The sequence below is a fragment of the Caenispirillum bisanense genome, assembly GCF_900230255.1.
Classification (GTDB): domain Bacteria; phylum Pseudomonadota; class Alphaproteobacteria; order Rhodospirillales; family Rhodospirillaceae; genus Caenispirillum; species Caenispirillum bisanense_A.
Genome location: NZ_OCNJ01000006.1, coordinates 15403 through 34332, shown reverse-complemented (window position 1 = coordinate 34332; position 18930 = coordinate 15403). Strand labels below are relative to the sequence as shown.

General features: G+C 70.4%; 21 protein-coding genes, 1 pseudogene and 1 riboswitch. Of the genes and pseudogenes, 10 read left to right on the top strand and 12 right to left on the bottom strand.

All coding sequences use genetic code 11. The features are described 5' to 3' along the window. Nucleotides 1–58: 58 nt before the first annotated feature. From CRP50_RS26530 to CRP50_RS14075, 6 genes and pseudogenes are all read right to left on the bottom strand, one after another. Nucleotides 59–265: pseudogene (locus CRP50_RS26530) on the bottom strand (cation:proton antiporter); the annotation flags it as partial. A 103-nt stretch (nt 266–368) separates the two neighbouring features. Beyond that, nucleotides 369–662 carry a monovalent cation/H+ antiporter complex subunit F gene (locus tag CRP50_RS14095; protein ID WP_245913484.1) on the bottom strand — a complete coding sequence of 98 codons (294 nt, stop codon included), beginning with the start codon at nt 660–662 and terminating at the stop codon, nt 369–371. Then, entirely contained in the window at nt 659–1138 is a 480-nt protein-coding gene (locus CRP50_RS14090; protein ID WP_217992053.1) for a Na+/H+ antiporter subunit E, read from the bottom strand. The genes CRP50_RS14095 and CRP50_RS14090 overlap by 4 nt, the downstream gene beginning before the upstream one ends. 191 nt (nt 1139–1329) lie before the next feature. After that, nucleotides 1330–2292, bottom strand: a complete 963-nt coding sequence (locus tag CRP50_RS14085) for an ABC transporter substrate-binding protein (protein WP_097279825.1) — start codon at nt 2290–2292, stop codon at nt 1330–1332. A 40-nt stretch (nt 2293–2332) separates the two neighbouring features. Beyond that, the gene (locus CRP50_RS14080; RefSeq protein ID WP_097279824.1) at nt 2333–3088 is read right to left on the bottom strand and encodes an ABC transporter permease; all 756 of its coding nucleotides are present in this window, start codon (nt 3086–3088) and stop codon (nt 2333–2335) included. Then, nucleotides 3088–3891 (bottom strand): ABC transporter ATP-binding protein, encoded by an 804-nt coding sequence (locus tag CRP50_RS14075; protein WP_097279823.1) that lies wholly within the window; start codon nt 3889–3891, stop codon nt 3088–3090. Before CRP50_RS14075 ends, CRP50_RS14080 begins: the two co-directional genes overlap by 1 nt. Continuing rightward, a riboswitch (TPP riboswitch) is annotated at nt 3888–4011 on the bottom strand. (Overlaps the previous gene by 4 nt.) A 403-nt stretch (nt 4012–4414) precedes the next feature. On the opposite strand from CRP50_RS14075, the gene CRP50_RS14070 reads away from it, so the two are divergent. Beyond that, nucleotides 4415–4900 carry a DUF192 domain-containing protein gene (locus tag CRP50_RS14070; RefSeq protein WP_097279822.1) on the top strand — a complete coding sequence of 162 codons (486 nt, stop codon included), beginning with the start codon at nt 4415–4417 and terminating at the stop codon, nt 4898–4900. A 31-nt stretch (nt 4901–4931) separates the two neighbouring features. Here CRP50_RS14070 and CRP50_RS14065 read toward each other — a convergent pair whose 3' ends face one another. The 3 genes from CRP50_RS14065 to CRP50_RS14055 form a co-directional block, all read right to left on the bottom strand. Next, on the bottom strand, nt 4932–5351 hold the full coding sequence (locus tag CRP50_RS14065) for a VOC family protein (RefSeq protein ID WP_097279821.1): 420 nt from the start codon (nt 5349–5351) through the stop codon (nt 4932–4934). 91 nt (nt 5352–5442) lie between these two features. Next, nucleotides 5443–6036, bottom strand: coding sequence for a DUF882 domain-containing protein (locus tag CRP50_RS14060; protein ID WP_097279820.1), 594 nt, complete (start codon nt 6034–6036; stop codon nt 5443–5445). A 141-nt stretch (nt 6037–6177) separates the two neighbouring features. Next, entirely contained in the window at nt 6178–7860 is a 1683-nt protein-coding gene (locus CRP50_RS14055; protein WP_097279819.1) for a L,D-transpeptidase family protein, read from the bottom strand. A 158-nt stretch (nt 7861–8018) separates the two neighbouring features. On the opposite strand from CRP50_RS14055, the gene CRP50_RS14050 reads away from it, so the two are divergent. The 8 genes from CRP50_RS14050 (at nt 8019) to CRP50_RS14020 (ending at nt 15729) form a co-directional block, all read left to right on the top strand. Further along, a complete protein-coding gene (locus CRP50_RS14050) occupies nt 8019–9380 on the top strand; it encodes a mechanosensitive ion channel family protein (protein ID WP_097279818.1) in 1362 nt (453 codons plus the stop codon). A gap of 48 nt (nt 9381–9428) precedes the next feature. Continuing rightward, the gene (gene bioF, locus CRP50_RS14045) at nt 9429–10664 is read left to right on the top strand and encodes an 8-amino-7-oxononanoate synthase (RefSeq protein WP_416045210.1); all 1236 of its coding nucleotides are present in this window, start codon (nt 9429–9431) and stop codon (nt 10662–10664) included. Next, on the top strand, nt 10661–11278 hold the full coding sequence (locus CRP50_RS14040) for an alpha/beta fold hydrolase (protein WP_097279816.1): 618 nt from the start codon (nt 10661–10663) through the stop codon (nt 11276–11278). The genes bioF and CRP50_RS14040 overlap by 4 nt, the downstream gene beginning before the upstream one ends. Beyond that, nucleotides 11271–12035 carry a methyltransferase domain-containing protein gene (locus tag CRP50_RS25600; RefSeq protein ID WP_176525175.1) on the top strand — a complete coding sequence of 255 codons (765 nt, stop codon included), beginning with the start codon at nt 11271–11273 and terminating at the stop codon, nt 12033–12035. The genes CRP50_RS14040 and CRP50_RS25600 overlap by 8 nt, the downstream gene beginning before the upstream one ends. Continuing rightward, nucleotides 12035–12664, top strand: a complete 630-nt coding sequence (gene bioD / locus CRP50_RS25595) for a dethiobiotin synthase (RefSeq protein ID WP_176525174.1) — start codon at nt 12035–12037, stop codon at nt 12662–12664. Before CRP50_RS25600 ends, bioD begins: the two co-directional genes overlap by 1 nt. Next, on the top strand, nt 12661–13980 hold the full coding sequence (bioA, locus tag CRP50_RS14030) for an adenosylmethionine--8-amino-7-oxononanoate transaminase (RefSeq protein ID WP_097279815.1): 1320 nt from the start codon (nt 12661–12663) through the stop codon (nt 13978–13980). The genes bioD and bioA overlap by 4 nt, the downstream gene beginning before the upstream one ends. A 26-nt stretch (nt 13981–14006) precedes the next feature. Continuing rightward, nucleotides 14007–15026, top strand: a complete 1020-nt coding sequence (gene bioB, locus CRP50_RS14025) for a biotin synthase BioB (RefSeq protein WP_097279814.1) — start codon at nt 14007–14009, stop codon at nt 15024–15026. Nucleotides 15027–15150: 124 nt separating this feature from the next. Next, the gene (locus tag CRP50_RS14020; RefSeq protein ID WP_176525173.1) at nt 15151–15729 is read left to right on the top strand and encodes a DUF4269 domain-containing protein; all 579 of its coding nucleotides are present in this window, start codon (nt 15151–15153) and stop codon (nt 15727–15729) included. A gap of 21 nt (nt 15730–15750) precedes the next feature. On the opposite strand, the gene CRP50_RS14015 is transcribed toward CRP50_RS14020, so the two are convergent. Together CRP50_RS14015 and gcvA are read right to left on the bottom strand one after the other, a co-directional pair. Then, nucleotides 15751–16056 (bottom strand): hypothetical protein, encoded by a 306-nt coding sequence (locus tag CRP50_RS14015; protein WP_097279812.1) that lies wholly within the window; start codon nt 16054–16056, stop codon nt 15751–15753. 51 nt (nt 16057–16107) lie between these two features. Beyond that, nucleotides 16108–17034, bottom strand: a complete 927-nt coding sequence (gene gcvA, locus CRP50_RS14010) for a transcriptional regulator GcvA (RefSeq protein ID WP_097279811.1) — start codon at nt 17032–17034, stop codon at nt 16108–16110. Between the two features lie 120 nt (nt 17035–17154). Between gcvA and CRP50_RS14005 the strand changes: the two genes are divergently transcribed. Further along, a complete protein-coding gene (locus CRP50_RS14005) occupies nt 17155–17391 on the top strand; it encodes a DUF1127 domain-containing protein (protein ID WP_097279810.1) in 237 nt (78 codons plus the stop codon). Between the two features lie 21 nt (nt 17392–17412). On the opposite strand, the gene CRP50_RS14000 is transcribed toward CRP50_RS14005, so the two are convergent. Then, a complete protein-coding gene (locus CRP50_RS14000; protein ID WP_176525172.1) occupies nt 17413–18405 on the bottom strand; it encodes a hypothetical protein in 993 nt (330 codons plus the stop codon). Nucleotides 18406–18930 lie beyond the last annotated feature (525 nt).

Genomic DNA, 18930 nt, shown 5'->3' with positions numbered 1-18930 from the left:
CCTCGGTGAGCGGCATGTCCACCTCCTTCAGCTCCATCCCGCCGTCGGGCCGCGCCAGCAGCGGCTTGTGGCCCTGGGCGAGCGCCGCGGCCGACAGGGCGTGCGCCGCCACCGGGCTGGTGAACAGCAGGAACAGCAGGATGATGACCAGCTTGGCGCTGACCAGGGTGAAGCCGCCTTGGATCATAAGACCGCCGAGGATGCACATGGGCGCCATGGTGTCGGTCAGCGAGGCGGCGTGCATGCGGGTGTAGACGTCGGGCATGCGCAAGAGGCCGATGCCGCCGACGATGGCGAAAGCCGATCCGATCAGCAGCAGGGCCCAGCTCAGGCCGTCGAGGAGGAGGTCGAGGTCCATGGGTCTCCGCCTAGATGTCGCCGCGCTCGTCGGGATCGACGGTCGGAAGGTTGAAGCCCTGGTAGCGGAAGAACTTCATGACCGCGATCACGCCGATGAAGTTGATGAGCGCATAGGCGAGCGCGATGTCGCCCCACTCCGGCCGGCCGGTGAGGAAGCCGAACACGGCGATCAGCAGCACCGTCTTGGTGCCGATCATGTTGGCCGCGAGGATGCGGTCCCACACGCTCGGGCCCTTCCAGGCGCGCACCAGGGCGAGCGCCATGGTCACCAGGATGGCGGCGGTCGCGACGGCGAACATCATCGGACGAAGCCCTCCAGGCGGCTGACGCGGCGGTCCATGTCGCCGTCCTTCAGGCTTTCGGCACCGTCACGGGTGATGCCGTGGACCACGATCTCGTCCCCTTCCATGTGCACCGACAGGGTGCCGGGCGTGAGGGTGATCGAGTTGGCGTAGGTGACGCGGCCGACGTCGGTGCGCTGGGTCGCCTTCACGGTCACCATGGTCGGGCTGATGGGCAGGCCGGGGGACAGGATGATCTTGGCCACGCTCCAGTTGCTCTTGACGATTTCCCACACCAGCCAGGGAAAATACCCGAGGCCGCGCGGCGTCATGTGCAGCGGGAAGGACTCGTGGTCGATGGTGTCCATGCGGTGCATGATCCACACGATGAAGGCGCACGAGATCGCCCCCAGGCTCAGCAGCAAGGCCACGTAGTGGCCGGACAGCAGCAGCCAGAGGATGTACATCGAAAGCCCGAGGCCGGCGGCGTGAACCACGAGGAAACTCCGGAAAATGCGGCAGGCTGCACCCGGACGGGCGGGTGCCGGGATGGGCGAAAATAGAATCCTGGAACGCCTTCATCCAAGCGAAAAGATCCAAAAAATCGGAAAGCGCCGCGCAACGACCTGTCCTCGGGGTCGCGCGCGGCGCAATTCGGCTTCATCTGCAGCAGCGGCTGCGCACAGAGTCAGCGGATCGGCAACTCCACCGCGTAGGTGGAAAGCTCCGGCGCGGCGTCGATCATGCCCTGCGCCTTCAGGTAGGCAGCGAATCGCTCGTAGCGACCGCGGTCGAGGGCGGCGGGGGTCAGGTCGAAGCGGGGCAGGGTGTCGGCCCAGGCGCGCTTGTTCAGCTCGTCGTCGAGGTCCGGATAGGCCTTCACGAATAGCTGCCAGCTTTCGTCGGGGTGGTTGACGAGGTAGTGGGTGCCGCGCTCCACCGCCTCGACGAAGGGCCGCAGGCGGGCGTCGTCGAGCTTGCCGGCGTTGGCGAGCAGGATCAGCTCGTCGTAGGGCGGCACGCCGTGTTCCTCGGGGTAGAAGGCGACGCCGGTGCGGCCCTCGATGGCTAGCTGGTTGAGCTCGAAGTTGCGGAAGGCGCCGATCACGGCGTCCACCTGGCCCGACATGAGGGCCGGCGACAGGGCGAAGTTCACGTTCACCAGCTCGACATCCTTCAGCGTCAGGCCGGCGTCGGCGAGCATGGTACCGAGCAGCGCGTCCTCGAAGCCGCCGACCGAGAAGCCGACCTTCTTGCCCTTCAGGTCGCCGAGGCTGTCGATGCCGCTGTCGGACAGCGTGACCACCGAGTTGAGCGGCGTCGCCACCAGCGTGCCGATGCGCTTCAGCGGCAGGCCTTCGGCCGCCTGCAGGTGCAGCTGCGGCTGGTAGCCGACGGCGACGTCGGCCTTGCCGGCGGCCACCAGCTTGGGCGGGTCGTTGGGGTCGGCGGGGGCGATCAGCTCCACCTCCAGCCCGGCGTCGGCGAAGAAGCCCTTCTCCTTCGCCACCACCAGCGGGGCGTGGTCCGGGTTGACGAACCAGTCGAGCAGCACGGTCATCTTCTCGGCCGCCGCGGCGGGCGCGGCGAAGCCGAGGCCGGCGGCCGCGACGGCGGCGCAGGCGAGGCGGGCGAAAGGCGTCAACGGCATGCTATTCTCCGTTATCGAACAAAGCGTTACGGGGAGTTCTTCAGGCCTCGCGGTGGTCGTCGGGCACCCACGGCAGCAGACGCCGCAGGCCGTGATCGACCAGCGCGTAGAGGGCGACGGAAAAGGCCGCCAGCACCAGCAGGGCGGCGAACATGAGCGGCACCTGCATGCGGGCGTTGGCCTGCAGCATGAGGTAGCCGAGCCCGGCCGATGAGCCGACCCACTCGCCCACCACGGCGCCGATGGGCGCGACGGCGGTCGCCACCCGCAGGCCGGAGGCGAAGGCAGGTAAAGCGGCGGGCAGGCGGATGCGCAGCAGCACCGCCAGTCGTCCGCCGCCCATGACGCGGGCGAGGTCGAGCCAGCCGGGCTCGGTGCGGCGCAGACCGTCGAAGAAGGCGGCGGTCACCGGGAAGTAGATGATGAGCATGGCCATGGCGACCTTGCTGCCGAGGCCGTAGCCGAGCCACAGCACCAGCAGCGGCGCGATGGCGAAGACGGGGATCGCCTGGCTGACCACCAGCACCGGCATGAGCCAGCGACGCACCGGGCGGAACAGCGCCAGCAGCAACGCCGTGCCGCCGCCCAGCAGGCAGCCGAGCACGAGGCCGAGCAGGATCTCGACGATGGTGACGCCGGCATGGGGCGCGAGCGTGCTCCAGCGCGCCGCCAGGGTCTCCAGCGTCTGCCACGGCGACGGCAGCAGATAGCTCTGGCGGCCCATGAGGATGTAGGCGCCGTGCCACAGCAGCAGCACCATGGCGAGCGTCACCGGCGGGCGGAGGAAGCCGGGCATCACGCGGTCTCCGCCGCGGCGGCGGCCAGGCGGGCGAGCAGTTCCGCCTGCAGGTCGAGGATGCGGCGGTCGTCGATGCGGCGGGGCGCCGCGCCGGGCGGCTCCAGCGGAGCATCCAGGCGGGCGGGGCGGCCGGACAGCACGTGCACCCGGTCGCCGAGCCTGAGGGCCTCGAGCGGATCGTGGGTGACGAGCAGGACGGTGCGGCCGCGCAACAGCTCCGCCGCCAGCGCCTGCAGGCGCAGCCGGGCGACGGCGTCGAGGGCGGAGAAGGGCTCGTCCATGAGGATGACCGGGCGGTCCTCCATCAGCGTGCGGACCAGGGCGGCGCGCTGCCGCATGCCGCCGGACAGTTCCGCCGGGCGCTTGCCCGCCGCATCGCCGAGCCCGACGGCATCGAGCAGCGCCAGCGCGCGGCCGCGGTCGGCCGCCTCGCCGCGCAGGCGGGCGCCGAGGGTGACGTTGGCATAGACGGTGTGCCAGGGCAGCAGCAGGTCGGTCTGCGCCATGTAGGCGACCCGCCCGGTGAGCGGCTGCCCGTCGCTGCAGGTGACGCGGCTGTCGGCATGGGCCGGAGCGAGCCCGGCCACCAGCCGCAGAAGCGTCGACTTGCCGACGCCGCTCGGCCCGAGCAGGCAGGTCCACTGACCGGCCGGCATGGTGAAGTCCAGCGCGTCGAACAGCGCCCCGCCCTGCCATTCCAGGCGGGCGGCATGGACGGTGACGGCGGGAGCCGTGCCGGCAGGGGGAAGGTCGGGTCGGGAAAGGGGTCCGGTGCGGGACCCGAGATCGTCGGGCGTCATGGCCTGTTCACGCGTCCCTACGCCGGTGCTAACCGGATCAGGTTCCAGCCGATGCTAGGGGTCGTCTCCCGGGCCATGGAGACCTCTCAGCCGGATACGCCGGCTCCCCCCGGTGATGCGGCGACTATGACGGCGGCGAGGCGCGGGGTCAAGGGCGGCCGGGGGGCGGGGCAGGGGCGGCGAACGAAGAAACGCCGCCCAGGGTGCGGGGCGGCGTTTCTCCAGGTTCCGGCGCGGGCCCGAGGTGAACTAGGGGCTGACGGGCGGGCCGCGTCGTGACGGGTGCGGTGCCGAAGGGGGTGAGGCTTCGGCGCACCTTCAGGCTGCGTCGACAGACGGCCCCGTGCGGAGGTAGAAGGGGGCGCGCGACCTATCGACGATCTGGATTATAGCAAAACACCCCAGGACATGCCACAGTAAAGCGGTCGACACCGCGGTGACTTCGCCGGTCGCAAGTCAAATGCCCGGTGGAAGATTCGAATATTGTATAAATTTTGATGCAACGTCGTCCGCAGGAACCCGCATGCGTCGTCGCCTTCTTCCCCTCGCCCTCGCCGCCATGCTCGCCGCCGCCGCTCCGGCCGCCGCCGGTCAGCCCGAGCCGCAGTCGCTGCCGACCGAACCGGTGGTGGTGCTGACACACAAGGGGGCCGTCACCTTCACGGCCGAGGTCGCCGACGACCACGCCGAGCGGGCGATCGGACTGATGTTCCGCACGGACCTGGCGCCCCACCGCGGCATGCTGTTCGATTACAAGGAGCCGCAGGCGGCCTTCATGTGGATGAAGAACACGCTGATCCCGCTGGACATGCTGTTCATCGCCCCGGACGGCGTGATCCTGCACGTCGAGCGCAACGCCCAGCCGGGCGACCTGACGGCGCGCGGCACGCAGAAGAAGGTGCGGGGGGTTCTCGAGCTGCCGGCGGGCACGGCGGAAGAACTCGGCATCGTGCCCGGCATGATCGTCCAGCACCGCATCTTCGGCAATCCGCCGCCGCGCGGCGGGTGAGGGCGGCGGCTGATGTCCGCCGCCCTTCGACTCACTTCGCGAACAGCTGGCCCATGTCCTTGAAGGTCTTGAACTCCAGCGCGTTGCCGAAGGGGTCGTAGAAGAACATGGTGCCCTGCTCGCCGACCTGCCCCTTGAAGCGGATGTAGGGTTCGATGACGAACTTGACGCCGGCTTCCTTGATGCGGGCGGCGAGCGCTTCCCACTCGGCCCACGGCAGCACGACGCCGAAGTGCGGCACCGGCACGTCGTGGCCGTCCACCGGATTGTGGTGCTTGCGGCTCACCTCGCCGGCAGTGTGGGCGACGATCTGGTGGCCGTAGAGGCTGAAGTCGATCCACTCGTCGCTGGACCGGCCCTCGGGGCAGCCGAGGATCTCGCCATAGAAGCGGCGCGCCTCGGCGAGGTCGGTCACAGGGAAGGCGAGGTGGAACGGCGTGATGTCGCTCATGAGAGACGATCCTGCATTGGGGTTTCGCTTGCCCCTATTTGTACCGTCCGGTCCGACATCACGCCAAGAGCCACTATGAACGGCGCCGCCTTTACCAGCTGCGCACGCGGCCCGTGTCCAGGTGGACGAAGCCGCTCTTGGGGTAGTAGCCGACGCCGCCGCGCTGCAGGGCGATGCCCGCCTTGCGCACGTACTTCAGGCTGGTGCCGTCGAGCGCGATGTCGATGGCCATGCCCTGCATGTGCAGGCTCTTCTTGGCGACGCCGCCAGAGGCGGAGGCCAGCATGGCGTTGGTGCGCGGCGAGCGGTAGCCGGAAATGATGTTGAAGCGCCCCTTGGGATTGTCCACCGCGCGGGCCAGGTCCACCAGGATGTCGAAGAGGCTCGGATCCATGTCGTGGACATCGCCGGTGCGGTGGTCGCGGAGGACGGTGTTCAGTTCCTCCAGCGCGTCGGGCAGGTATCGGCCCTTTTCGCGGTACGTGACGTCGACGGTATCGCCGGTGTGGAGATTGTGGAAGCGAAGCCGTCCGGGGGCGGAGGGGATGCGGGGTACGGCGGCGGAAGCGGGTCCGGTGGCGCTGAAGACGGTGGCGGCGGCAGCGGCACCGAGAAGGCCCGTGAGCACGGCGCGGCGGCTCGGGGCCGGTCCGCCCTGCGGGGCGGCGGTCCGGGGTCGGAGCATCGTTTCCTCACTCTCTGTCTCTCACGAATCACGGAGCCGGCTCTTTCGTCGTCCGGCTTCCGTGGATCCACATGGTAGGTGTGACAGAGTCTTCCGATCAAGGAAACAATGTGGCCGGAATCTGCCTTTTTCGGTGTTTTTTTACTTGAGCCCGACATCCTGCCGCTTCAGCGCGATCAACCCCCGGCTGCCCTCCCGCAACCGTTGCGCCACTTCCGGGTCGAGTCCGTAGACGTCGCGGCGGAAATGGGCGGTGCCCAGCTCGTCCACCCAGGCACTGTGGTAGACGATGCGCACGTCCACGTTCCGCGGCAGTTTCATGGTCATGGTGCGCCCGGTGTCGAGCAGCCCGCGCAGGCGGTCGGCCTGGTCGCCGGCGACGAAGCCGAGCAGCGCGTCGTAGTCGCCGACGCGCACGCAGCCGTGGCTGTAGGCGCGGTGCGGCCGGTCGAATTTGCTCTTCGCCGGGGTGTCGTGCAGGTAGATGGCGAAATCGTTGTTGAGCGAGAACCGCACCCGGCCCAGCGCATTGCCCGGCCCCGCCCGCTCCACGAAGCGGTAGGGCATGTTGCGGCCATTGACGGCCAACCAGTCCACCGACCACGGGTCGACCACGGGCGCGCTGTGGCTCCAGCTGGCGAAGATGTCCATGTTCTGGCCGATGGTGTAGGCCGGATCGGCCCGCAGTTTGGGCAGGATCTCCTCGCGGGCGATGGAGTAGGGCACCGTCCACGTCGGGTTCAGCACCACGTCGTCCATGTAGTCGGTGAACAGCGGCGTGCGGTTGTCGTCGGTGCCGACCACCACCCGCATGTCGAGCGCCGGCGCGCCGTCGTCATAGGCCGTCAGGCGGTATTCCGGGACGTTCACCTCGATCACCTTGCCGGTGCGCGGCAGCGGCGGGTCCCACCGCAGGCGCTCCAGGTTGGCGACCACCTGGGTGATGCGCTCGTCGAGGGAGGTGTTGAGGGTCTTCACCGTGTCGCCGCCGAGGATGCCGTCCACCGTGATGCCGTGGCGGGCCTGGAAGCGCTTCAGCGCCGCCACCAGGGCGTCGTCGTGCACCGTCGGCGAGCGCTGCGCCTGCGCCGGGTCGAGGTCGCCGTGCAGCACGAGGGAGGCCTGCATCAGCGCCAGGCGCGGATCCCCGTCGCCCTCGCGCACGCTCGGGCCGGCGGGGATGACGGGCCAGCCGCCGGTCGCCGCCTTCTGCCGGCGCAGGTCCGCCAGCAGGCTCTTGAGGCGACCGTACGACGGATCGGCCGGCTGCAGGGCGGCGAGCGCCGCCGCCGGGTCGGGTGCCGCCAGCGCCTGGGCGAGCAGCCCCGCGGCCGTGGCTTCGCGCTGCGGCACGCCGTGGGGATAGCGGTGCCCGGGGCGCGACTCGGGCGCAATGCGGCCGCCGGTGACGTCGGCGACGTAGCGCAGCAGGGCGTCCGTCAGTGCCACGTCGAACTGGTCGGACGGCGCCGCCGTCAGCACCGCCGCCGGCGGCAGGGGCAGGTAGTCGGCCGGATCGAGCCCGTGGTCGGCCGCGGCCGCCAGCACCGCCAGCAAGGGCGCCGCTTCGGCCACCCAGGTCTCGCCGCTGTGCCACACCGGGGCGTCGAGCCGCGCCGAATAGAAGGCCCGCAGCGCCGGATCGACGCCGGTCAGGGCCAGGCTGACCACGCCCGAGTTGGGCGACACCAGCGGCGTCTCCATGGCCGGCACGGCGGGTGCGGCCGTCTGCGCGGCGGTGGTGTCGGCCGCGGCCGGCGCCACGGCCAGGGCTGCCAGCAGGGCGGCGAGCGAAACGGTCGGGATCGAAATCGAAAGCGGCATGACGCACCTTCCTGCGTTACGGGCAGGCACTAAACGATCGGGTGAGGCTGCCGTTCTCCGATTATGACAGAAACCGCGGCACAAAACACGTGAGACCAACGGGTTCCCTCAGCCGTTGAAGGACTGAGCGTCCCGCGCAGCTTATCCGGAAGTTCCCCGTGGCCGCACCAGTAGACACGCCGCTCGACGACCTGCCGCTGCCCGACTGGCGCGGTTGGATCGATGCCGCGCGCGACGGGCTGGAATGGGTGCAGCTCTATGTCTTCGTCGCGCCGGTGGCGGCCCAGACGGTGCTGGCCCTGCTGCTGTTCGGCCTCGCCACCCTGATCGCCCGGCGCCTGCGCCCCATCGCCCAGCGCTGGGTGGTGCGGCTGAAGACCATGCGGCCGTTGCAGCGGGTGGTGTGGACGCTGACCAAGGAACTGCGGCTGGTGATCTTCCTCGTCCTGGTGACGGTGGCAGGGCGGGCCCTCACCTTCTACGGCCCGTTGGACTATGCCCGGCTGCTCGGCATCCTGTCGAGCCTGCTGACCGCCTGGGTGGTCATCCGGGTCGCCACCTCGATCCTGCAGAACCGGCTCGCCCGCCGCACGGCGGCCCTGGTGGTGTGGAGCATCGCCGCGCTCGACATCACCAACCTCTACGAGCCGACGGTGAACGTGCTGGACGCCGTGGCGGTGCAGGTGGGATCGGTGCGGCTGTCGGCGCTGCTGGTGGTGCAGGGGGCGCTGTGGCTGGCGGCGCTGCTGTGGGGGGCGGCGCTGCTGGTGAAGGTCGCCGACCGCCGCATGCAGGCCGTGGCCGACATCAGCCCGTCCATCCGCGTGCTCATCGGCAAGCTGCTGCGCTTCACCCTCGTCGGGCTCGCGATCCTGCTGGCGCTCAACGCCATCGGCGTCGACATGACGGCGCTGGCGGTGTTCGGCGGTGGCCTCGGCCTCGGCATCGGCATCGGGCTGCAGCGGGTGGTCGCCAATCTGGTGTCCGGCGTGGTCCTGCTCATGGACCGCAGCGTGAAGCCCGGCGACGTGATCGAGGTGGAGGGCACCTTCGGCTGGGTGGATGCCATGCAGGCGCGCTTCGTGTCGCTCATCACGCGCGACCGCAAGGAGATCCTCATTCCCAACGAGGATTTCATCACCAACCGCGTCGTCAACTGGTCGCACAGCGACGACCTGGTGCGGCTGGAGGTGGAGTTCACCGTCAGCTACGACGCCGACCCGCATCTGGTGCGCGAGCTGGGCGTGCAGGCGGCCCGCAAGCCGCCGCGCGTGGTGGAAAAGCCGGTGCCCGTCTGCCACCTGGCGGAGTTCGGCGACAACGGCCTCGCCTTCGTGCTGCGCTTCTGGGTGTGCGATGCGCCCAACGGGGTGGTGAACGTAAAGGGGCAGGTGCTGCTCGCCCTGTGGGATCTGCTGAAGGAGCATGGGATCGGCATCCCCTACCCGCATCGCGACATAAAGATGCGCGAGCCCGTCACCGTGCGCATGGAACCGCCGCCGCCGCCCGCCGAGGCATAGCGAAAGCTCACCGCCGGCAGGTTTCGTCGGCCTTGCGGTGCGGGGGCGGTGCTGCTAATCGTCGCCCCCGACTGGAGCCCCGGCCGAACAACTGCCGTCGAGATCATGGACACCGCCTTCCTCGATCGCCTCGATGCCCGGCTCGCCGAGCTGGACGACGCGGGCCGCCGCCGCAGCCTGCGGCCGCTGCGCCCCGTGGACGGCGCCATGGCGGTGGAACGCGACGGGCGGCGGCTGGTCAACTTCTCCTCCAACGACTACCTGGGCCTCGCCTGCCACCCGGCGCTCATCGACCGCGCCGCCGCCTGGGCGGCCGAGTGGGGCGTGGGCGCGACGGCCTCGCGGCTGGTGTGCGGCTCCTTCGAGCTGCATGCCGTGCTGGAGGCAAAGCTGGCGGCCTTCAAGGGCACCGAGGCGGCGCTGATCCTCAATTCCGGCTTCCAGGCCAACGAGGCCGTGCTGAGTGCACTGCTGCTGCCCGAGGTGGCGGGCACCGCACCGCTGGTCTTCGCCGACCGCCTCGCGCACGCCAGCATGCACGAGGGGCTGAAGGCCGCCGGCGTGCGGCAGATCCGCTTCCGCCACAACGACTTGCAGCATCTGGCTGATCTTCTGGAGAAGCACGCCGGCGAGCCCGGTCCGCGCTTCATCGTGACCGAAACCGTGTTCAGCATGGACGGCGACCGCGCCGACCTGCCGGCCCTCTGCGATCTGGCGGAGCGCTTCGGCTGCTTCCTCTACGTCGACGAGGCCCACGCCACCGGCGTGCTGGGGCCGCAGGGGCGGGGGCTCGCCGCCGATCCGGCGGTGAAGGGGCGCATCGACCTGGTGATGGGCACCTTCGGCAAGGCGCTCGGCGGCTTCGGCGCCTATGTGGCGTGCTCGGCGCGGCTGCGCGACTGGCTGGTCAACCGCTGCGCCGGCTTCATCTATTCCACCGCCCTGCCGCCGCCCGTGCTGGGCGCCATCGACGCCGCCCTCGACCTGGTGCCGACCCTGGAGGCGGAGCGGGCGCGCCTTACCGCCCATGGCGGGCGGGTGCGGGCGGCGCTGGCGGACTACGGCATAGACACCGGCGCCTCGACCACGCAGATCGTCCCGGCGGTGCTGGGGGACGAGCGGGCGGCCCTGGCCGCCGCGGCGCGCCTGGAGGAGGCCGGCCTGCTCGCCGTCGCCATCCGCCCGCCGACCGTGCCGGCCGGCGGCAGCCGCCTGCGCCTCGCCCTTTCCGCCGCCCATACGGACGCCGGCATCGACCGCCTTCTGGAGGCGCTGGCACCATGACGTCGACGGTGCTGCTGGTGCACGGCTGGGGCTTCGACGCCGGCGTCTGGGACGCCGTGCGGCCGCGGCTCGACGGGCTGAGCGTGCGCGCCCTCGACCTCGGCTTCTTCGGTCCGCCGGACCTGGCGCTGCCGGCGGAGCCCGTGGATCTCGCCGTCGGCCATTCCATGGGCGTGCTGTGGCTGCTGACCGAGGGGCGGGGCCGCTGGCGGCGGCTGGCGTCCGTCAACGGCTTCCCGCGCTTCACGGCCGCCGCCGATTTCCCCGAAGGTACGCCGCCGCGCATGGTTCAGCGCATGGCCGCACGCCTTGCCGACGATCCCGCGGGAGTGCTCGACGCCTTCCGCGTCCGCTGCGGTGCCGGGCCGACGCAGCGCGCGCCCGATGCGGCGCGGCTGGCGTGGGGGCTCGATCTGCTGTCGACGGGCGACGGGCGGCCCGTTCCGGCCGACACGGCGGCGCTGGCGGGGGAGGCCGATCCCATCGTGCCGCTCGCCATGGCCCGCGCCGGCTTCTCGAACGTTCATGCGCTCGGCGGGGGTCATCTGCTGCCCCTGACCGACCCGGCGGCCGTCGCCGCCTTCATCCGGGAGGCCCTTCCATCCCATGAGTAGCTGGAAACAGCGGGTCGCGGCGCGCTTCGACGCCGCGGCCGGAACCTATGACGCCGCCGCCCGCGTCCAGCGGCTGGTGGCCGAGGATCTGGCGGTCCGCATCTCCGCCCTGCCGCTGCCGTCGCAGGCGCGCGTGCTGGAGGTCGGCTGCGGCACCGGCTTCCTGACCCAAAGCCTCGCCGACCGCCTGCCGGAGCCGCGCATCCTGGCGACCGACATCGCCCCGGGCATGGTGGAGGCCTGCGCCGCCCGCCGCCTGCCGGGCGTGTCGACGCACGTCATGGACGGCGAGCATCCCGACGCGCCGGCCGAGCGCTTCGACCTCGTCTGCACCAGCCTCGCCGCCCAGTGGTTCACCGACCTGGAGGGCGCGCTCGACCGCCTGTTCGCGTGCGTGCGCCCGGGCGGCTGGCTGGCGCTGGCGACCCTCGGCTGCGACACCTTCCGGGAATGGCACGACGCCTGCCGCGGCGCCGGCGTCTCGCCCTACCAGCGCCCGTATCCCGACGCCGACGACCTCGCCGACATGCTGGGTTCGGGCGCGACGGTGGAGGAGATGGCGCCGGTGATCGCCAGCCCGTCGGGCCACGGCTTCCTGCGCGACCTGAAGTCCATCGGCGCCCACACCCGCGCCGCCGACCAGGCGCCGCTGTCGGCCGGCGAGCTGCGCCGCGTGCTGCGCCACCTGGAACAGGCCGACGGGCAGGTCTACACGACCTATCACGTGCTCTTCGGAATGCGGCAGAAGGGGCTGTGATGAAAGGGATTTTCGTCACCGGGACCGATACCGACGTGGGCAAGACGGTGGCCTCGGCCGCGCTCGTTCGCGCCCTCGGCGCCGACTACTGGAAGCCCGTGCAGAGCGGCACCGACGACCTGCCGAAGGGGGATGCCGGCACCGTCGCCGCGCTGGCCGGCCTGACGCCCGACCGCATCGTGCCGACGGTCTTCTCCTACCGGGCGCCGCTCAGCCCCGATCAGGCGGCGGCGGAGGAAGGGGCGACCCTCGACCTCGCCGCCCTCACCCTGCCGCGGCGCGAGCGGCCGGTGGTGGTGGAGGGCGCCGGCGGCCTGCTGGTGCCGCTGACCGAGCGCGCGACCATGGCCGACCTCATGGCGCAGCTCGGCCTGCCGGTGGTGGTGGTGGCGCGCTCCGGCCTCGGCACCATCAACCACACCCTGCTGACCCTGGAGGCGCTCGCCCGCCGCGACCTCCGCTGCGCCGGCGTCGTCCTGATGGGTCCGCCCAACCCGCGCAACCGCGCCGCCATCGAACGCTACGGCGGCGCCGTCATCCTCGGCGAGCTGCCGCGCGTCGAGCCGCTGACGCCCGATGCCGTCGCCGAGTTTTCCCGCCTGCTGACCCTGGAGCCGCTGACCCGATGACCCGCGAGGAGCTTCTTCGCCTCGACCGTGCCCACGTCTGGCACCCCTTCACCCAGGCGCAGACGGCGCCCGAGCCACTGCCGGTGGTTTCGGCCAACGGCGCCGTGCTGGTGGAGGAGGGTGGCCGCGAGATCCTCGACCTCATCTCGTCGTGGTGGGTCAACCTACACGGCCATGCCCATCCCGCCATCGCCGACGCCATCGCCGATCAGGCGCGGCGGCTGGAGCAGGTGATCTTCGCCGGCTTCACCCACGAGCCGGCGGTGCGGCTGTCGGCGCGGCTGGCGCAGATCCTGCCCGGCGGGCTCGACAAGGTGTTCTTCTCCGACAACGGCTCGACGGCCGTGGAAGTGGCACTCAAGGCGGCGCTGCAGGTCTTCCGCAACCGCGGCGAGACGGACCGCACCCGCTTCCTCGCCTTCGACGGCGGCTATCACGGCGACACCGTCGGCGCCATGTCGGCCGGCGTCTCCAGCAAGTTCTTCGAGGCCTGGCAGGAGATGCTGTTCCCGGTGGACATCCTGCCGGTGCCGGCGACCTGGATGGGCGATGCCGAGGTGGAGGCACGCGAGGCCGAGGCCCTGGCCGCCCTCGACCGCCACCTGGAGGCCAATGGCCGCCACACGGCCGCCGCCATCGTCGAGCCGCTGGTGCAGGGCGCATCCGGCATGCGCATGCACCGGCCGGAGTTCCTGCGGGCGGTGGTGGAGCGCCTGCGGGCCCACGGCGTGCTGGTGATCTTCGACGAGGTGATGACCGGCTTCGGCCGCACCGGCGCCCTGTTCGCCTGCCTCGGCGCTGGCGTCGCGCCCGACTTCATCTGTCTGTCCAAGGGGCTGACGGCCGGCTTCCTGCCCATGTCGCTGACGGTGACCACCACCGCCATCCACGACGCCTTCCTGGGCGACAGCCTGGACCGCGCCTTCCTGCACGGCCATTCCTTCACCGCCAACCCCCTCGGCTGTGCGGCGGCGCTGGCGAGCCTCGACCTGCTGCTCGCCGACGACTGCACCCAGGCCCGCGCCCGCATCGAGGCCTTCCACCGCGCCGCCCTGGCCGACCTCGGCGGCCATCCGCTGGTGACGCGGCCGCGCGTGCAGGGCACCATCGCCGCCTTCGACGTGCCGGTGGCGGCGGGCGAGGGCGGCTACGCCTCCGCCGTCGGGCCGCGCCTGAAGGAGAGCTTCGCCCGCGACGGCCTGCTCATCCGTCCGCTCGGCAACGTGGTCTACCTGTTGCCGCCCTACTGCGTCACCGACGCCCAACTGACCCGCGCGTGGGAGGGTATCAGCCGTGCCCTCTCGTCCCTCTCCTGACCGACTTTCCCCCGGAGTCCGCCCGCATGACCGACGCCGCGACCCTTCCCCCCACCACCGACTCCTGCTGCGGGCCCGCGCCCGAAGCCAAGGGTGAGGCCAACGCCAGGCGGTGGAGCCGCGAGGGCATCCTCGCCCTGTTCGAGCTGCCGTTCATGGACCTGCTCGCCAAGGCGCACGAGGTCCACCGCCGCAACTTCGACCCCAACCGCATCCAGCTGTCGACGCTGCTGAACATCAAGACCGGCGGCTGCGCGGAAAACTGCAAGTACTGCTCGCAGTCGGCCGAGTTCTCCACCGGCGTCAAGGCCAGCAAGCTCATGCTGAAGCAGGAGATTCTGGACAAGGCCCAGGTCGCCAAGGACGCCGGTGCGGGCCGCTTCTGCATGGGCGCCGCCTGGCGCGAGCTGAAGGACCGCGACCTCGACGCCCTGTGCGACATCGTCTCCGACGTCAAGGGCATGGGCCTGCAGACCTGCATGACGCTCGGCATGCTGACGCCCACCCAGGCGGCGCGCCTGAAGGAGGCCGGCCTCGACTACTACAACCACAACCTCGACACCTCGCCCGAGTATTACGAGGAAGTGGTGACGACGCGCAGCTTCCAGGACCGCCTCGACACCCTGGCGACCGTGCGGGCGGCCGGCATGAACGTCTGCTCCGGCGGCATCATCGGCATGGGCGAGAGCCGCAGCGACCGCGCCGGCCTGCTGGAGGCGCTCGCCAACCTCGAGCCCTACCCCGAGAGCGTGCCCATCAACATGCTGGTGCCCATCGCCGGCACGCCGTTCGGCAATCAGAAGGCCCAGCTGGACGTGCTGGAGTGGGTGCGCACCATCGCCGTCGCCCGCATCTGCATGCCGAAGGCGCGCGTGCGCCTGTCGGCCGGCCGCAGCGGCCTGTCCGACGAGGCGCAGGCGCTCGCCTTCTTCGCCGGCGCCAACTCCATCTTCTACGGCGACCGTCTGCTTACGACGGAAAACCCGGAAGAAAACAAGGACTTGGCGCTGATGGAAAAGCTTGGAATGAAGGCCGACCGGCAGTAGCCTTCAAGAAGCATCGAAGAATACGGGGCACCCGATGCATCCACACCGGGTGCCCCGTGCGTATTTGAACATCACAACAAGAAACCGCCCGTTCGGATCGACCGAAACGTTACGAGGGATGACCATGACCAAGGCCGCTGCCGCGACGCCCGGTCACGGGACCGCGCTGAACGACTGCCACCGCGTGATGGATGCTCTGGGCCTGCGCCGGGCCCTCAAGGAGTTCCGGCCCCGCATCGTCGGGACCATACCGCTCGAGATCCACACCGCCGACAGCGACATCGACGTCGTCTGCGAGGTCCGCGACCTGGACGGCTTCGCCACCCTTCTGCACGGCACGTTCGGCCACCGCGAAGACTTTACCCTGTGGCGCCGCGCCGCCGACGCCGCGCGCGACGAGCCGGAAGCGGTGATCGCGCGCATGGAAACGTCGTGCTACCCCGTCGAGGTGTGGGGCCAGGACCGCCCCACGGTGCGCCAGACCGCCTACCGGCACTACGTCGTCCAGCGCCGCCTGCTGCGCCTGGGCGGCGAGCCCCTGCGCGAGGCGGTGCAGGCCCTGAAGGAGGACGGCGAGAAGACGGAACCCGCCTTCTGCCGTCTGCTCGGCCTGTCCGGCGACCCTTACCGGGCCCTGCTGGCCCTGGAAGACCAGCCCGACGCCGAACTCAGCCGCATGGTGAGCCTGCTCGAAGCCGCCTGAGGCGGCGGCCCGCGCCGCCACTCAGCCCTCGTCGTGCTTGTCACGATCCACGAACTTGTGGAAACGGCTCGGCTCGCCGCCGCCCTTGGTGGCTTCCTGGTAGAGGAAGGCCAGGTTGCGGTCGTCGAAGGTACGGAAGAACTCGTCCCACGGCACCTCTTCCAGCCCGCCGCGGTCGGCGTCCTCGGTGAATAGGATGCGCAGGATGCCGGCGTCCTTGCCGTGGTGGGTTTCCTCCACGGCGGCGGGCTTGCCGTTGCGGCTTTCCGCCCACTTCCGGATGGTCTCGTGGTCGGTGGTGACGTGGGAGTGGTAGTCCTTGCTCATGGCGCGTCTCCTCGAAGCGTGAGGTCGTGCCCGAGAAACGGCCCGATGCGGTCAGAGGATCGCATCGGCGGACGGGGTCGTATCCGCCATCTCGCGCAGCCAGTCCACGAAGACTGCCACCTTGGGCAGGTCGAAGGACGCCCGCGGCCCGACGACCCAGTAGGCGAAGTCGGCCCGGCGCACCTCGTCGAACAGCGGCACGAGCCGGCCGCTGCGCACGTCGTCTGCCACCAGCACCCCGCGGCCGAGGGCCACGCCGAGCCCGTCCTGCGCCGCCTGCATGGCCGCCGAGGCGTCGTCGAAGGCGAGCCCGCCCTCGGTGTCCACCTCGGGCAGGTCGTGCGCCAGCAGCCACGGGCGCCACTGGATCCACGGGTCGGGAACGCTGGTCACGAACTGGTGGATCAGGTCGGCGCGCCGCATGTCTGCCCACTGGCGCAGCGCCTGCGGACCGGTGGTGAGGCTCGGACTGGCGACCGGGAACACGACCTCGTCCAGCAGCCGCACCGCCTGCAGCCCCGCATACTCGCCCGAGCCGTAGCGCAGGCCGATGTCGGCCTCGCCTTCCGAGAAGCGGGCGTAGACGCTCGTCATGCTGAAGCGCAAGGAGACGCCGGGGTGCCGCCGCCGGAAGTCGCCGAGGCGCGGCAGCAGCCAGCGGCGCAGCAGCGACGGCAGCACGCTCACCGTCAGCACGCCGCGGGCCTCGCCGGCCGCCAGCGCCGCCGAGGCCCGCGCCAGGTGGTTGAACCCGAAGGTCAGTTGCGGCAGATAGGCCCGCCCGGCATCGGTGAGGCGGATGCCGCGCGGCAGGCGCTCGAACAGCGGCAGGCCGAGGTAGTCCTCCAGCCCCTTCACCTGATGGCTGACGGCGGCCGGCGTCACCGCCAGTTCCTCCGCCGCCGCCGTGAACGACCCGAGCCGTGCGGCCGCCTCGAAGGCGCGCAGGGCATTGAGCGGCGGCAGGCGGCGCACCATCGGTCGGCTCCGAGGCTAAGTTTTCCTTAGCCACCCTACGAGAAAGCCTCGTTTGCGCGCAAGCTGCGGCTGCGCCACCGTGGGGTCACGGACATCCTGATCCGATACGGAGACAAGACCATGACCACGCGGAACTGCACGGTTCCGGCCCGCCACGCGGCGGCCGGACCCGAACGGGAGAGCCTTGCCCGCCGGCCGGCCCTGGCGTCGGCGCTGCTGGTGCGACTGGCGGAATGGACCCACAGGGCGCGGGCGCGGGCGGAACTGCGCCGGCTGTCGGACCGCGCCCTGTCCGACATCGGCCTCAGCCGGTCGCATGTGGAGCGGGAGGCGGCGAAGCCCTTCTGGCGGCCGTGACGTGACGCTTGCGGCCGGCCGTCAGGGCTCGAGCCGCCGGCCCGGCGCCAGGGCGGCCAGCGCGATGAGGGCGGCGATGGCGACGGCACCGATGACGACGAAGTCGACCACCGCCGCCTTCCACGCCGCGTCCACTGCGGCGCGGTCGAAGGACACCACCGCATAGACCGGCCATTGCGGCAGTCGCTGGACCGTGACGATCGCGGTGTCGGTCTCCAGCGACTGACTCAGCCGCCCGCTCGCCAGGCTGGCGCGGACCTTCTCGCCCACGCGCTCCACGTCGGACAGCGGCTCGCCGGGTTCGCGGGCGAGGATGGTGCCGTCTTTCTGGCGCACCAGCTGCAGGGTCGGGTGGAACGGCAGCTGGAAGGTTTCGAGGAAGTCCTTGAAGTAGTCGGTCCGCAGCGACACGCCGATCACGCCGATCAGACTGCCGTCCGGTCCCTTCAGGCCGCGGCTGACGAAGAAGATCGGGCGGTTGCCGACCGTACCCCACAGCGGCCGGCTGACGATGCTCTCGGCCTGCGCCGGCGCATTGCTCACCAGGTGGGCGCGAAAGTAGTCGCGGTCGCGGGCGGAGAAGGACGGCGCGGGATGGGCGAGGGTGGTGAACCGCAGGTCGCCCGTGGTGTCGAACAGCGACGCCGCACTGACGTAGGGAAACCGCGCCACCGCGCGCGCCGACGCCTCCCACAGCTCGCGGTCGACGGCGATGGCGTCCCAGCCGCGGCCGCCGATGCGGCCGTCCAGGTCCACCGCCAGGTATTCCGCCATGTCGAACAGGCGGGCCGAGTTCTGCGACAACAGATTGGCGGCGATGAGGCCCTGCGAGCGGGCGCTCTGGAAGGTGGTCTCGCGGACGTACGAGACATGCCCGATCACGCCGAGCAGCACCACCCCGATGGCGAAGAGCGCGAGCCAGCGCTTGACGGCGTAGCGCGGGCTGTCGTCGGTGTCGAAAGAATAGATGGACCGCCCCCGATCCGCGCCGTCGGCCTTCCTGAAACGCAGCATCCTCATCCCCCGGTACAAGCCCCCCGGGGGCCGCCGCCGCGCGGACACGGCCCCCGTTCGGGAGCAAACGCACGAGGTATGGAGGAAGTCTCTGGTATGGCGGAAAAAATTTGGCGCGCCCTGCAGGAGGGGATACGCCGGAAGGAGAATCGTGCATTTTCAATGAGATAGCGCGTCAAGATAGGCACCCCATTGCCAAGAACTTTACCAAAGCAACAACGCTGGTCAACCGAATTTCCACCCCATCCACTGCCGCCCGTACCATGATCCTGCACGCGGTAGTAAGCCACCGCACGCGGCGAGACAAACACCCCATCGGTAAGGCCGGTGGGGTGTTTTGTTTGTAGAAGCGGGCGCTTCTGCCGTAGTGTGATTGGGCCTAAGAGCGTAGATTGCTTTCAGGCGGTTACTTCGGTAGCCGCTGAGAGTATGGCAGTAAAGCCGGGGTCTAATCAGCCCCGGCTTTATTTTGTGTAGAGACGGTGCGGTTATTATCCTACACGGGCTGCCAAATAGCAGGCGCAC